The sequence below is a fragment of the Cytobacillus kochii genome (assembly GCF_044790165.1).
GTDB classification, from domain to species: Bacteria; Bacillota; Bacilli; order Bacillales; family Cytobacillaceae; genus Cytobacillus; species Cytobacillus kochii.
The window spans coordinates 385883-401122 of the sequence record NZ_CP085254.1 but is presented as its reverse complement, the minus strand read 5'-3'; the positions used below and the strand labels follow the sequence as shown (position 1 = coordinate 401122).

Sequence of the window (15240 nt, the reverse complement as noted above, 5' to 3'; positions counted from 1 at the left end):
AAATAAAGCAACAGCAAGGTACTTTCCCACCTTTGTCCCCTAGCTGTTTCAACTTCACGTTCATATGAACTCTTAACGAGTACATGTCCCTATTTCACTCAAAACATCAGCTTCTTGTTTAAGAATGCCATAACATACGAGGTCTATATATTTTCCATCTTTTCTTACATGTTGTTTCAACAAGCCTTCTTTCTTCATACCGGTCTTTTCAATTACCCTCATTGAAGCTGGGTTCGAGTCGAATGAGCGTGCAAACACTTTATTGTAATTTTTTGCGCTCAAGGCAAATTCAATTAATGCTTTAGCAGCCTCTGTAGCATAGCCATTCCCCCAATATTCCTCACCAATCCAATAAGCAAGCTCCCCATGATTGAACGTTTGATGATGCGAGAGCGCAATTGCACCGTATAACTTGCCAGTGATTTTATCAGTTATTGCCAACTCAAACCGCTTATTATGATTGAAATCACTAAGATGATTTTCCATCCAAATAAGAGCATGTTCAGTTAAATAAGGATAGGGAAGATTTAAAGTACTTTTATAAAGATTATAATTGTTACATAGTTTAACAACTTCTGGTACATCGGCCTCATTAAACAAGCGAAGCATTAATTGGTTCGTTTCGATTTTATTTTCGTTATGATGATATATCACTAGGTACCCCTCTTTTACAATAAATTTTGATACTACTCTCATTCAATTTTTTTTGTCTATTCTCCTTCTCGTCACTAGAAAAACGCATGTAAGGATCTCTATATGTAAGTTATTCGATACCAATATGGATAAAATAAAAAGACCTCATCCATTCTACAAGATTTGGTCCTTACAAAATTCAGGATTTATTTTTTTCATAATAGCTGCACATACTTCCGATAAATCAGAAACATGCTCATCCCCCATTGTTGTCAATACAGGGCGAGGCTGTTTCCATATTGTATATATCCCTACTCCTACCGCACCGACTATATCATTTTTGAGATGGTCACCTACATATATTGTCTCATCTGGAGATACGTCAAGTCTTGAAAGAGTATGTTCAAAGATATAAGGATAGGGTTTCTTTACACCAACCTCTTCTGAAATAACAATTTCATCAAACAATGCTTCTATCTGCAATGACTTAATTACTTCTCGCTGAAATTTACTGTACCCGTTCGAAATGATCGCCATCCTTATGCCCTTTTTTTCAAACTATTAAGCAATGTGATTGCCTGAGGATAAAGTTCGGCATGTAAAGGAAAATGAGATAAATAATCCTGCAGTAATTCTTGCCAACAAAAGTTTATTAAAGAAAACTCTTCTACCATCTGTTGATACACTTTATCTTTCCAAACATAGCCGCCTTGATCTAAATTAATGAACCTTTCTGCATATACTTTCTTATCTAAACGTGGAAAGAGTCTCTCTCGCTGATTCTCAATAAATGACAAAATAGAAGCCTCTCGATTATGAAGGGTTCCGTCTAAATCAAACATCACTGCTCTTATCATTACTTGATTACACCTCCAATCATTTCACTCGTAACTTTTGCCCAACTGAAATCACATTAATATCTTTCAAACGGTTCCACTCTTGTAACTGTTGCGCTGTTAGTTTAAATCTCTTTATGATAGTTGTGACTGTATCACCTTGGTGAACGGTGTAATAGTAATGTTTTTCCCCTGTCTTGATTATTTGACCGACAGTAATCAAGTGAGGATTATGAATATGATTGATTTTTTGCAAGCTACTGACACTTGTATCGTGCACAGCTGCTATTTTTGAAAGCGTATCGCCAGATTTGACTGTATAGCTAAACTCTACTTCCTCTAATTGATTTAGGTTCACCCAAGATCCTGGCATACCTTCCACTTTTGATAGATTGAATATTTCTCCTACCTTTTTAAAAATATAATAACTTCCTGCCTTGTACAGGGACTTTTCTCGTATCTCTTTCTTTGCATCTTCAACCGTTACATAACCTTTTTTGTCTGTTGATAAATGATATTTAGGATTGGTATCATATTGTAGTAATTGATAAGTCTCAATGATACGAATGATTTTTTTGCTATAATCAGGATCTGTCGCATAACCTGATAACTGCACCTGCTCAGCAGCTTTTTTATAATCTTTTTCTTCTATAATAGTAAGGTATTTGTTTCGATCCCAAGATACACCATTCTTATAAAGCTTAGCTAAGTCCTCAATTGACTCCTCCCATGAAGGGTACTTTCTAAATGTCGCTGCCGTTGTAACCATTTGCCCACCTATAAATTCTTTCGTCAACATCTTTACCGACTGTCCGTTATACTCACCCTTTATACCGAACAAATTATTACCTTCTATTGCCAATTTACTCTTCCCATGATTAGATTCATGCATAGCTTGTGCAATCACTAGTGAAGGCAGTATGTGATATTGTTTAGCTATTTTCTTTGCTAACGGAACGATCGCTTCAATAAAGTTCAAAATAAACACCTCTTTTTCACACTCTATTCCTAACATGATGCTTTGCTAGGGCTTTTTTTCTGTTTCTTGTATTTTAAAAAATAATAAAATGAAAATAAGAATATACTAGAAATAACAAACCCAGTTCCACCTAATAATCCAAGCAAGCGATTAGGCATCCATACAGTGGCAAGCCCAGCTAAAAACATAGAGATACCTATCATTGTATTAGAAATCGTTGTAAATAGACCAAATATTAATCCACTCTTATCTTTAGGTGTCTCTCTCATTAGCATCGTATCAAAGCAGGTGTTACATAATCCAGAGAAAAACGCGGCCGTTATTAAAAAAACAATGGCCATCCACACTTGTTGTGACTGGCTTAATAAAATAATGCTAAATCCTTCGAACATCAGTGCAATGAGGGCGATTCTCATTAGATGATTTTTCAATTTCTCCGCTACAGGAAAGCTTAGCATTAAACCAATTCCTAATGAACCATAGAATATACCGACACCAACATCTCCTAAATGAAATTCTTGAACAGCATACACACTTAATAACACATTATCAATGCCATTAAATAGAGGAATTAACAGTTCTGATAGAAAAATGATAAATAATAAACTCGAATGAAAAATAACATCCTTAACGATGAAGAATGAATCTTCCCCCTTATTCTTGGACATTGATCCCTCTGTTCTTTCTCTATCAAGAACGCGCAATGTAGATAACAAAACAGCAGCAATTAAAAAGGAAGCACCATTGACAAAAAAGGTTAAATTAGCACCAAATAAAGAAGTGACCACTCCACCTGAAAACGACCCTCCAATAAGAACAACGCCAACCATTACTTGTTCAAGGCTATTAACTTTTATCATATTCTTTTCCTTAACCATCAATGGAATAGCAGATTTCCTTGTTGGTGCATAAATGGCTTCACCTGCTGCTAAGAAAAAACTCGACAAATAAACGATCCAGACAGATGAAACATCATTTACAAACACAAACGACAAAGCAAACAGGATCCGTCCTAAATCTGTACAGACTAATATTTTTCTCCGCGAAAAACGGTCTGCCATCATCCCTCCTAATGGGCCAAAGAACAGAAATGGAATGACCCTTATCGCTAAAGCAAGACCAACAGCAAGGCCAGATCCTGTTACTTGCAATAACAGTGCTAACAACGCAACTTGACTAAATCGATCACCTATTCCATTGAGAACACCCGCAAAGAATAAGCGCGCATAGTCTTTCTCTTCTTTTAATATGGAGATCATTCTCGTCCCTCCTCAAACAATTAGATAATCATCTAATTTGATGTTAATCTAATATATGAATAATCGCAATCTTTATTTCGAAAAAAAAAGGAAAGTGCTTCATTATGAAACAAACTTTCCAATCAATTTTTATTCTCTCAAATTATTTACACTCATTCTTGGGGGCTCCTCTAACCATCCATTATCGATCATAATTCTTATATTTTCTCTAATAAACAACATGATGTCTTTTACAAATAAACCTAATTTGATGTTAATGTCATCTCTTAAGCTAAAGCCTGCACCAAATCCCTGACTACCGAGACCGAAATTACTTAACAAAAAGGTTAAATACATCATTAATTTATCAGAAAATGGTGGAATGTTAGACCTAGTAAGCGATAACCCATGAATTGTCGGCACCCTAATATCATCCTTAATTAGGATGTCATATGTTCCCTCCAAAATATCCTTGCTGAGCTCTTTCCCTTTAATAAAATAGTCTTTCACATCTGTATGAACTGCCGTTTGAGCAAATCCTGTCATAAGCATCATGCCAACTGTATTCGTTTGAATGGACTGGTTTAAATAACTAAACTCAATCGTATTAATTTCTCTTTTGTCACTAAACAGGCGATAACCTTTTGTATAATTTATATCTGAGACAAAGTCGACCGTTGTAGGGACATTAATCAAATTAGGTAATGGGTAATATCCCTCATCCACCGCATAATTTAAGAACTTTTGATAATATTTCTGCGTTACATTTGTCATCTCACGATATAAATCAATAATATCATTTCGATAGGACGTTGCTATATGAAGAGTGTATAGTCCCATGCTGATTTCCTTTAACACCATACATAAAAGAATATCAAACCCCTCTCCAAAAAGTTTTGGAGCTTGTAAGTTCACATCGGCATTAGTAAAACCTTGAGGTATAACAGCACCCTCATCTTTAAATATCTGTTCAATTCGGTGGACATTTGGCTCTAACTCAGACCATAAACCTTGCATAAGCTTTTTCGCTTTTTTATCCTCGGACACTTCTATAAAATGTTCTAAAACCCTTAATATCATTGTCTTCTTTTGATAAGTAATCCACAGTGCACCAATTTCTGTAGATGTCATTTTACTTCGATTGACCATTCTGTCACCTACTTTTATAAAATAACCATTCTTGTGACTAAGTTTTGCTATTCTCCTACTAAATATTCCCTCTATATCAAAAAAGCTAGAGGACAGGAATAGTCGTTCCCTTCACCTCTAGCTACCTAAATTATCCCCAAAGCATACGAAAACGCATAGCTGCATCAATTACTCTAGCTGTCGCTCCTTCATGCCTGGATGCATATTTCTTTCGATTGACACAATTAATTAACATTTGATCACATTGATAACAATGGCCATACCGATCAATGCAGGCATCATGTTTCTGACAACAAGAATCCACATAATTAATGGGCTTGCCTGGTCCGCTACAACCCGGGCCACAATATCGATAACCTCCAGGCAAACAAAAACCTTTTTTATTAAACCTGTTCACTATTTTCACCTTCTTATCCTTTTATATATAGTACAAACAGTAAGTCCATTTCGCCTGTGACCTTACCTAATAGGGGAATCTTTTTATCAATTTATTTCAGTGCTTATTGGTCAAATCACATAAAAAAAGCCAACCTATCCAAAAAGGATAAGTTGGCAATTATTGAATTCGACTAAACTTAATCAAAGCAAATATAATTGGAACTATCGTGGCAAGTAAAAACACGGGCAGAAACCAAATACCTAATGAGTCCGCCCATCCTAATGCTACTCTAATGGATTGAATAAGTATAAAGCCGAATAATGCGAGGCAAATATTCTTTGTGACATTTAGCATTTTTCTACTTGTTAAGTAAAATGCTGCTGCATTTGATTCATTGATACGTGCAGGGTAATTATGAATATGAGGAAACCTTTCAAATATCCCCATCATGAACCATAAAAACACGCCGATAATTGGTAAGATAAATAATTCATATTTAGAACCCCACCGATCAACTTCCCCTGAAGCATTGTAATGGCCCGGTACTTGTTCAGGTATAGCTGACCAAGAAACAACTAAGAATACTATCGACCCAATGAATACAATAAGACCAAGTATGTCGCATCCCCATTCCCATTTGGTACGAGGCAATTTAAGTACTGGTCTATCCATACCCCATTCCTCCTCTTTCCGTTCGTCTTTCCAATACATACGAAGGAAAAATGAAAAAGTTTCATTCATTAGATAATCAAAGGCAACTAGTTCATCAGGGAATTACGCGATGGCTTTATCCCCTTTTTCAGGAAAGGAAACAGGGGCGTCGCAATGGTAAGATATCAGTGTTGATGTCTCTTTCTTTAAGAAAAACATAAGGTGAATTGCCTGAGACATGCGATCAACAAAGTATATGGTAAAGGAAGGAAGAATGGTTCTCTTTTTAGGCACTTTAACTTCACTCTTTTCACCCTTTATAATGTAAATCGTAATAAACCTACGTACATTGTTTTAACGCTTGCGTAATATCAGCCATCACATCTACAGGATCCTCTAAGCCAACAGAAAGGCGGATCATTTCGGGACTCACACCCGCCTCCGCTTGTTGCCCTGGTGAAAGACGAGCATGTGTTGTACTCGCTGGATGAATAATGAGCGTTTTCGCGTCACCAACATTTGCTAAATGTGATACCAGCTTTAGTGAGTTGATAAACCTTTTAGCTGTACTGATTCCCCCTTTGATGCCAAATGTAAAGATTGCACCTGCCCCACTCGGAAAATACTTCTTTCCGAGATGATATTGCGGATGGCTTTCTAACCCAGGGTAGTTCACCCAAGAAATATGAGGTAACTCTCCTAGCCTCTTAGCCAAAACTTGTGCATTAGCGACTTGCTTTTCTACTCTGACACTTAATGATTCCAAACCTTGAATAAATAACCAGCTATTGAAGGCAGACAGCGTTGCCCCTAAGTCATGGCCAAGTTCAAATCTTGCTTTAAGAATAAACGCTTTTTCCCTAGAAATTTCAACATAGCTGCGATTACCAATAGCAGGCTTTTTCTCATTAAAGGAAGGAAATCTTTCGTTACTCCATTCAAATCTTCCTCCATCTACAATCACCCCACCAATTGCCGTCCCATGACCACCAATGAATTTAGTTGCTGAATGAACGACTATATCTGCACCAAATGCAAGCGGTTTTAGTAAAAATGGCGTAGTGAATGTATTATCTACAACTAATGGTAGGCCGTGACGTTTCGCTATCTCACTTAACTTTTCTAAATGTGCTACCTCCATATTCGGGTTGCCAATTGTCTCTGTAAAAATCGCCTTTGTCCTTTTATTAATTTTTCCTTCTAAAGATGTAAAGTCCGTCCCATCAACAAAATGAACATTGATGCCGAATTTACTAAACGTTTCTGCGAATAAATGATATGTGCCACCATAAAGAGCCTGTGTAGAAACTATCTCATCGCCTGCTCTTGCAAGTGTTAAAAGGGCAATGGAAATCGCTGCTTGCCCAGATGAAACAGCAAATGAGGCTACGCCACCCTCTAACTGTGCCATTCTCTCCTCAAACACTGCATTAGTTGGATTTGCATTCCTTGAATAAATAAAGCCAGGCTCTTGCATCTGAAATAAGCTTGCTGCATGATCGGTATCTTCAAACACATAGGATGAAGTCATGTATATTGGAACAGCTCTCGCCTTTGTAACAGGATCTGGCACTTGCCCCCCATGAAGCGCTATTGTATCAAACTGGCGATGATTCATTTTTCATTCTCCTCTCACATTTCACTTATAATAAACAAACTCGACTCGGAAACAATCTATCAGTGATGAGCTTTTGAGTATGCCAGCACAATGGTTGTTTTTTCCTAGATTGAATTTGGAACATCCATTTTTTATGTTCAACACCCTTTCCAAGAGCAGAAAAAAGACCACTTTCAATAAAAAGAGATTGTACTCTTCCATCGAAAGCCGCCTTTAGTCGTCTAATCGGCATAAATAAAGCCCCTCTTGCTAAAGAAGAGGGGCTCACGATATATCGCCATATCCTCAACTTATCTATCTTGGAATTAGCACCGTTACCTAGTTTTGGTCGGTTGCTGAGGCTTCAAAGGGCCAGTCCCTCCACCTCTCTTGATAAATTGAATTTTTTAAATTTTAAGAGTCATTAATTATAAATCAGAATAACCTTATCATCCAGCGCTGTCAACAGCTTTTTATAATAAATCTTTTATGCAGCGTAAAGTCTTTCTTTTGCCTTTATTACCGACACCCAATATTCAACTGGGGATACAAAGGATTGCAAATAATTCAGCTCTTTATTATACATAAGAGCCTCCACTAAAAGATAAACAGACGTATCATTTAAATCGTTAACAATCATATCAAGCAAAGTTGCTTTCATATTCATAATATCTTCATAATCATCGATGATAGCCAACTTATCATCTAAATACGAAAGAAAAGCTTGTAAATGAACAACCTCTTCTTGTAATTCCTTCCACCCTTTATCCTTAGCTAATGCGTTTACATAATTAACAAATCGATTGTACTCTTCATGACTATCTCTTTTAATTTTCTCTGCTAATATATCAAAAAATACATGATTGGACATATCCTTATTGTTCACTATTAGAGCACCACCTTTACTATTTGTATAAAATTATAGACCTTCTCTTTTAAATATTCAATAAAATCACATCAAACTATTTTCAATTAAGGGGTCGGGTGGTGTGTAGTTTTAGTCTAAATTAAAACAAGTGGATCAGATATAAGGGTCATAATAATTTCCCCTTCAACTTTTACGCATTTGGATGAAAGGTGAGCCATTACTAGATGTATACCCAGCTATTATGTACGCTTTGTTTCGCCCTTTTCCCCGGTTCATCATTCGATTTGCTTCTTTTTAGCTTCGTTTTGCTCTTTAACGTGGATCATAAACTAAATCTCTTTTAGCTATGGTAAACAACTTTCCCTTTGATGCAACCGCCTCATATAGAGTAGGATTTAAATCATTCAGCCCCTTGCTCGATAGCCAAATTGTGCAGAGATTTCTTTTCCTACTTTTATAATAGATTGACTTTTATCTGCAGAGGGGTCTTTTGGAATCGACTCTGAGAAACCAACTACTGTTATCGCACTTAATAATTCTTGATTATAATTAAAGATTGGTATAGACACAGAAGATACAGTAGGAATCAAGGGCTCATTAGCAAAGGCAATCCGTTCCTGCCTTACGCGGTTGATTTCTTCTACCACATTCCCTTTTCCTTCTTTCCCCATAACCTTAATCCAATCTTTAGTTGTAGCTGAATCAAGGAAGCTCTCGAATATTTTCCCAGTCGATGATAGCGGTGGTAAAAGTGAGCCTAACTGCGCCCCAATATTATAGGCATGTCCCGGGTTCCATATTTTCGAGATAATTGGACCATTATATGTCCACGTAGTTAATAGGCATGTATTGTCTAGTTGCTGACTTAAATCCTTTAAATAAGGTAGAACACGTGAAATCACATCTTCCTGCCCTATAGCTGCCACCCCATATTCAATTAATTTACTTCCAAGTTGATATTGTCCATTATGTTTATCCTTGTATAGAATGTCTAATTCCGTAAAAGTGTTCAAGTATTTATATAGATTACTTTTTGTAATTCCTGTTTTTTCTTGTATATCAGATAACCTCAATGGTTCTCCACTAGCAACTAAAAGGTCAATAATTCTCATACCGACTTGAATCGATTGGATCGTAGCTTGTTTTTGATTTTTCATGTAAAAAACCCCTATTTTATATTTTTTTTAGTATATCAGAAAAACACTATGTTTTCTGATTTCATCCATGTTTTGCATCCTTTCGAAAGGATTTATTTTTCAAAAAGTTTAAAAAACCACAACAAATTCACTTGAGTTTATCTGAAAATTAGGATACTATAAATTTATCATTAATAGATAACATCGTTCACTATTAATGGAATTTAAATAACCGATGAAGAAAGAGTCTAATAAACGCTCATTAATAAAAGGTTTTATGCCTAACACTTCCACACAAAGCGTTTTACTCTTTGATCACGCAATTCCAAGACAAAAAAACTTTTCATAAAGGAGTTTGAATATGAAATTAGTTACTTTCACTCACAATAACAACACACGTATCGGAGCAGTTACAGAAGGAAATGAAGTAGTAGACTTAAACTTTGCTTACCAAGCTTTTCTTGAAGCAGAAGGTAAACTACGTTCTGAGTTAATTGCTGAAGCGTACATTCCAGCACAAATGGAAGGTTTCCTACAAGGGGGAAATGAAAGCCTTTCCATCGCAAAGGAAATGGTTGATTATGCATTAAATAATCGTGAATCGTTCAAACATCCACTTGTACATGCATTTGAAGATGTAAAAATCGAAGCACCTGTAACAAAACCTGGAAAAATCATTTGTGTGGGTCATAACTACCGTGAACATATTGCTGAAATGGGAAGAGAATTACCGCCTCACCCAGTAGTATTTGCTAAATTTGCTAACACAGTGATTGGACCACAAGATGATATTCCATTCTATCCAATTTCTGAACAATTAGATTACGAAGCCGAATTTGCTTTTGTTGTAGGTAAAAAAGCTAGAAACGTAGCAAAAGAAGACGCACTTAACTATGTAGCAGGATATACAATCGCTAATGACGTCACTTACCGCGATATCCAACGTCGCACACTTCAATGGTTGCAAGGTAAAACAGTTGAAGGTAGTGCACCAATGGGCCCTTGGTTAATCACTTCTGATGAATTACAAGATCCATCTGGTTTAGGTGTTCTTTTAACTGTAAATGGTGAAGAAAGACAAAAAACGAATACAGCCAACTTTGTTTTTGATGTTCCAACGCTTGTTGAGTTCTTATCTAACTTAATGACTTTAGAACCTGGTGATATCGTATTAACAGGGACCCCTGGAGGCGTAGGATTTGCACGTGATCCTCAAGTATTCTTGAAAGATGGCGATATCGTTCGCATTGAAGTAGACAAAGTCGGCGTTCTTGAAAATAAAGTTTCAAAGGTGGAAAAATAATTATGAGCGAAACGAAAACGATTCAGCAATCTATTGAGTCTATTCAAACATCATTAGATCAAATCATTGAAACCGTTTCAGGATTATCTGAAGAAACCATACGTTGGAACCCATCAAAAGAAGAATGGTCCATTATGCAGGTTATTACTCATTTAAACGAGGCCTTACCTTATTGGCTAGGTGAAATAGATACAGTTGTAAAAGCCCCTGGTTCACAATGGGGACGTGGCTTACAGGACCCTGCCCGCCTTGCAGCAGTCGAAAATACTGAACAACAATCAGTTGAAGATGAATTGAAAAAATTATCGCAAATAAAACAAGATGTTCAAACCAAATTATCTGTTTTATCTGCTGACACATTGGCTCAGGAATCACCTCATCGTAACTTTGCAAAATTCGGTAATAAATCTGTATTCTTTATTGCCGATCACTTTATCGATGAACATGCCGCTGGTCATTACAACCAAATTCAACGTAACTTGTCTAAGCTAGCAAAATAATATTAAGGTGGCGAAATATTATGGCTGAAAAACATGCATATATGGAGGATCAAGACGTAAAGGACTTTACGAAAGAAATCCAAGAATATCATCTCGGTCCATTATGGGAAGCCATCCCAGCACTGATGAACCATACACCAAAACCACATGCTGTGCCATATTTATGGTCAGATGAGCTTTTAAAGAAAAAATTATCCGAAGCTGCTGAAATCTTCACACCTGACCGTGGTGGAGAAAGACGCGCAATTTACTTTCAAAACCCCGGGTTGACTTATAGACAACCATGGGGATGGGCTTCAACCACTCAAACATTGTATGCTGCTGTGCAGTTGCTGCTTCCTGGTGAAGTAGCACCTTCACACCGTCACTCTCAAAGTGCTCTGCGCTTTATCACTGATGGAGAAGGAGCTTACACAATTGTTGAAGGTGAACGTATCTTCATGCAAGAAGGTGACTTCCTTATTACACCGAAGAACCTCTGGCATGGACATGGCCATGTAGGCGATAAACCAATGATTTGGATGGATGCGCTTGATATTCCTACCATCTATTCAATCGGTGGAACATTCTTTGAACCATTTCCTAATAAGATTGAAACGCCAACTCGCCCAGATAACTTCTCTGAACAAAGATACAGTGGCGGAATGGTAAGACCAATTAATGACCGCTATTCAAGCGTGGCACCACTCGCAAATTACAAGTGGAAACGTACAGAAGATGCGATTAGAGGATTAACTAGATTTGAGCCAGATCCATATGATGGCTACGCTGTTGAATATATCAATCCATCAAACGGACAAACAGCTAATCCAACAATGGGAGCTTGGATGCAATTATTACCAAAAGGCTTCCGTACAAAGGCACATCGTCACACACATTCTACTATTTACCAAGTACATCAAGGTTCTGGTTATACAGTAATAAACGGTGAACGATTCGATTGGAAAAAAGGAGATTACTTCTGTATTCCAAACTGGGCATGGCACGAACATGTACCTGCTGAAGATAGCTTCCTTTTCTCAGTAAATGACCTACCCATTATGGAGAGATTTGACTTAGAAAAATCTCAAAACCTTGAAGAAAACAACGGAGAACAAAAAATCATAGGCGAATTTAAAGCTTTCCGTTAATTGCACAAGAACAACCGGGCACAGTTCCTCGGTTGTTCTTAAAAGATTCGGAATATAACAGTAAATGAAAACGCTTATAAAACAGAATATTTATTTTTGTAAAACAAAAGGAGGATAAACATAATGACAAACACAGCACAGAATCCATTTATTGTAATCGGTGGAGGAATCGGCGGTTTAGCTACTGCATTAGGCGTAGCAGAAAATAACCAATATGTAAAAGTGCTTGAACAAGCACCTGAATTCGGTGAAGTTGGAGCTGGTATCCAACTTGCAGCGAATGCGGCAAATGTTTTGCAACGCTTAGGCGTAATGGATAAAATCAATGAAATCGCTGTATTCCCTAAACGTCTTGTACTTATGGATGCATTCTCTGGTAAAGAATTATCAGCACTTGATTTAGGAGAGGTTTACAGAGAGAGATACGGTGCTCCTTATATTGTATTACACCGCTCTGATCTACATCGTGTGCTTCTTGAAGCTTGTCAGGAAAACCCATATATTGAACTGGCAACCAACCAAAAAATTACGACAACAGAAGAAAACGATCAAGGTGTAACAGTTAAAGCAGAAAACGGTGATGTTCATAAGGGAATCGCAGTAATTGGTGCAGATGGTCTATGGTCTAATGTTCGTAAAATGTTCTCTGATGACCAACCTATTTGTTCCGGATATGTTGCTTACCGTGGGGCAATCCCGATTGAAGAAGTGAAGACCTCTATTGGGGATATGGATGACGTATATATGTGGATTGGACCAGACCTTCACTTAGTACAATATCCAGTTCGTCGTGGTGAACTTTATAACCAAGTCGTTGTATTCAAAAGTAAAAACTACCGTCCCGAAATTGAAAAGACTGAAGATTGGGGCACTCCGGAAGAAATGGACGCTGTGTTCGCTGGGTCATGTGAATTAGTGCAAAATGCCATTTCATTTATCTCACGTCAAAAACGTTGGCCAATGTTCGATCGCTTACCAATTGAAAACTGGACGCAAGGTCACATTACGCTCACTGGTGATGCCGCTCACCCAATGCTACAATATCTTGCTCAAGGTGCTTGTCAAGCACTTGAAGATGCTGCATACATGTCAGATATGCTCAGTGCACATGGTGAAGATATCCCTGCAGCATTTGCAGCGTTCCAAAAAGAAAGACAACCGAGAACAGCCTATGTCCAAGGTTCTGCACGTACATGGGGTGAAATTATTCACAATACAACAAACGAAGGTATTTTACTTAGAAACATTATCCTAGGAAAAAGGCAATCAAGTGACTTTGAATTTGTCGATCAATTCCATGGCTATAATAAAAATGCAAAACTAGTTGAAGCTTAAACCGTTCTCCACAAAGTCATCATTAATGGTTTCATCTGGAGAAGAAAGGCTTAATCCTTTCTTCTCTCTTTTCATATATGTGTAAGCGATTGCAATCTCTAATTGATGGGGGAAACAAATGAACAAAATAAACGCAGCGGAAGTGATTAATAATAGTAAATTTAATCGGTTTCATTTCGGCTTACTTGCCTGGAGCTTCCTTATTATTCTCTTTGATGGCTATGATTTAGTTGTCTATGGTACCGCCGTACCAGTTTTAATTGAAGAATGGGGATTAAGTTCGGTCCAAGCTGGAGCCATGAGTAGTTATGGATTATTAGGGATGATGTTTGGTGCCATCTTTTTTGGTATTCTTGCTGATAAAATGGGAAGAAAAAATGTGATTGCACTTTCACTGATTCTTTTTAGCTTATTTACGTTTCTTTGTGGATTTGCCTCTTCACCTACAACCTTCTCTATTTATCGATTTATTGCCGGTTTAGGTTTAGGTGGAATTATGCCTAACGTTATTGCCTTATTGACAGATTACGCGCCAACGAAAATGAAAAGTATGGCTGTTTCCATTGTATTATGTGGATACTCTTTTGGTGGGATGCTTGCACCGATTCTAGGAATCTTCGTTATGCCTACACTCGGTTGGGAATCGATTTTCTGGTTTGCAGGTCTACCATTATTACTGCTGCCTTTCATATACAAATTTTTACCTGAATCTTCAGCTCATTTAATTAAGAAAAATAAGAAACAAGAGCTATTATCTGTGCTACGTAAAGTAAACCCTGCCCAAAAGATGGATGAAAGAACAGAGTTCTTCCTACAAGTCCAAGAGGAAAACAAAGTTCCTGTTGTCGGACTATTCAAAAACAACCGCGGTCTAAGTACCGTCATGTTCTGGATTGCGTTTTTCATGTGCTTATTAATGGTTTACGGCCTAAATACTTGGTTACCGAACTTAATGATTGAAGCGGGTTATGCCTTAAATTCAAGCCTAGCCTTCCTTATTACGCTACAAGGTGGAGCCATTGTTGGGACACTCATTATTGGCTGGCTCTGTGATAAATACGGTTCAAAGAAAATGCTCGTGCCCTTATATGCACTTGGTGCAGTGAGCTTAACATTACTTGGATTTGGTGGCAGTGAATTATTCATTTATTTACTCGTTGCTATAGCTGGTGCTAGTACAATCGGTGCCCAAAACCTTGTACAAGCCTATGTCTCTCAATATTATCCTCCTAATATCCGATCCACAGCATTAGGAATGGCTTCAGGAATTGGGAGATTTGGAGGCATGCTCGGGCCACTTCTCGGCGGATTCTTATTGACGGCCGCTCTTCCTATTCATATGAACTTTATCGCATTTGCAATTCCAGGGTTGATTGCTGCCATTGCCTTAGCGCTCGTCCCAATTAAACGGGCCTATAAGCCTGAAGCTACTGTGGTAAAAGAGAATGAAACGATAAAAGTTGCTAATTAACGAGGATGTAAAGAAAAGAGCCATATATTTTGGCT

General features: G+C 37.4%; 15 protein-coding genes, 1 pseudogene and 1 riboswitch. Of the genes and pseudogenes, 5 read left to right on the top strand and 11 right to left on the bottom strand.

Annotated features, from left to right (window positions below; translation table 11 throughout):
* Positions 1-72: 72 nt before the first annotated feature.
* The 11 genes and pseudogenes from LG276_RS02245 to LG276_RS02195 all read right to left on the bottom strand — a co-directional run bounded on the left by LG276_RS02245 (position 73) and on the right by LG276_RS02195 (position 9487).
* Entirely contained in the window at positions 73-654 is a 582-nt protein-coding gene (locus tag LG276_RS02245) for a GNAT family N-acetyltransferase (RefSeq protein ID WP_373370949.1), read from the bottom strand.
* 153 nt (positions 655-807) lie between these two features.
* Positions 808-1475, bottom strand: a pseudogene (locus LG276_RS02240) (HAD family hydrolase).
* 34 nt (positions 1476-1509) lie between these two features.
* Entirely contained in the window at positions 1510-2448 is a 939-nt protein-coding gene (locus LG276_RS02235; protein ID WP_404293366.1) for a glucosaminidase domain-containing protein, read from the bottom strand.
* A gap of 29 nt (positions 2449-2477) precedes the next feature.
* On the bottom strand, positions 2478-3707 hold the full coding sequence (locus LG276_RS02230) for an MFS transporter (RefSeq protein WP_281202787.1): 1230 nt from the start codon (positions 3705-3707) through the stop codon (positions 2478-2480).
* Between the two features lie 129 nt (positions 3708-3836).
* Complete coding sequence (locus tag LG276_RS02225; RefSeq protein WP_224938200.1) at positions 3837-4835, bottom strand: DUF3231 family protein; 999 nt, start codon at positions 4833-4835, stop codon at positions 3837-3839.
* Positions 4836-4965: 130 nt separating this feature from the next.
* Positions 4966-5232 carry a Parvovirus coat protein VP1-like protein gene (locus LG276_RS02220; protein ID WP_224938201.1) on the bottom strand — a complete coding sequence of 89 codons (267 nt, stop codon included), beginning with the start codon at positions 5230-5232 and terminating at the stop codon, positions 4966-4968.
* Positions 5233-5391: 159 nt separating this feature from the next.
* Positions 5392-5886 carry a DUF1648 domain-containing protein gene (locus tag LG276_RS02215; RefSeq protein WP_251162980.1) on the bottom strand — a complete coding sequence of 165 codons (495 nt, stop codon included), beginning with the start codon at positions 5884-5886 and terminating at the stop codon, positions 5392-5394.
* A 319-nt stretch (positions 5887-6205) separates the two neighbouring features.
* Positions 6206-7483: an O-acetylhomoserine aminocarboxypropyltransferase/cysteine synthase family protein gene (locus LG276_RS02210; RefSeq protein WP_224938203.1), complete on the bottom strand. Its 1278-nt coding sequence runs from the start codon at positions 7481-7483 to the stop codon at positions 6206-6208.
* A gap of 25 nt (positions 7484-7508) precedes the next feature.
* Positions 7509-7715 (bottom strand): hypothetical protein, encoded by a 207-nt coding sequence (locus tag LG276_RS02205; RefSeq protein WP_251162981.1) that lies wholly within the window; start codon positions 7713-7715, stop codon positions 7509-7511.
* 55 nt (positions 7716-7770) lie between these two features.
* A riboswitch (SAM riboswitch) is annotated at positions 7771-7862 on the bottom strand.
* Between the two features lie 87 nt (positions 7863-7949).
* Positions 7950-8348 (bottom strand): hypothetical protein, encoded by a 399-nt coding sequence (locus LG276_RS02200; RefSeq protein WP_251162982.1) that lies wholly within the window; start codon positions 8346-8348, stop codon positions 7950-7952.
* A 386-nt stretch (positions 8349-8734) separates the two neighbouring features.
* Positions 8735-9487: an IclR family transcriptional regulator gene (locus LG276_RS02195; protein WP_251162983.1), complete on the bottom strand. Its 753-nt coding sequence runs from the start codon at positions 9485-9487 to the stop codon at positions 8735-8737.
* A 340-nt stretch (positions 9488-9827) separates the two neighbouring features.
* On the opposite strand from LG276_RS02195, the gene LG276_RS02190 reads away from it, so the two are divergent.
* The 5 genes from LG276_RS02190 to LG276_RS02170 all read left to right on the top strand — a co-directional run bounded on the left by LG276_RS02190 (position 9828) and on the right by LG276_RS02170 (position 15205).
* A complete protein-coding gene (locus LG276_RS02190; protein WP_224938207.1) occupies positions 9828-10769 on the top strand; it encodes a fumarylacetoacetate hydrolase family protein in 942 nt (313 codons plus the stop codon).
* 2 nt (positions 10770-10771) lie between these two features.
* Positions 10772-11269, top strand: a complete 498-nt coding sequence (locus tag LG276_RS02185; protein ID WP_281202789.1) for a DinB family protein — start codon at positions 10772-10774, stop codon at positions 11267-11269.
* 20 nt (positions 11270-11289) lie between these two features.
* Positions 11290-12399 (top strand): cupin domain-containing protein, encoded by a 1110-nt coding sequence (locus tag LG276_RS02180; RefSeq protein WP_251162985.1) that lies wholly within the window; start codon positions 11290-11292, stop codon positions 12397-12399.
* A gap of 123 nt (positions 12400-12522) precedes the next feature.
* A complete protein-coding gene (locus LG276_RS02175; protein ID WP_251162986.1) occupies positions 12523-13734 on the top strand; it encodes an FAD-dependent monooxygenase in 1212 nt (403 codons plus the stop codon).
* 118 nt (positions 13735-13852) lie between these two features.
* Entirely contained in the window at positions 13853-15205 is a 1353-nt protein-coding gene (locus tag LG276_RS02170) for an aromatic acid/H+ symport family MFS transporter (protein ID WP_224938211.1), read from the top strand.
* Positions 15206-15240: the final 35 nt, after the last annotated feature.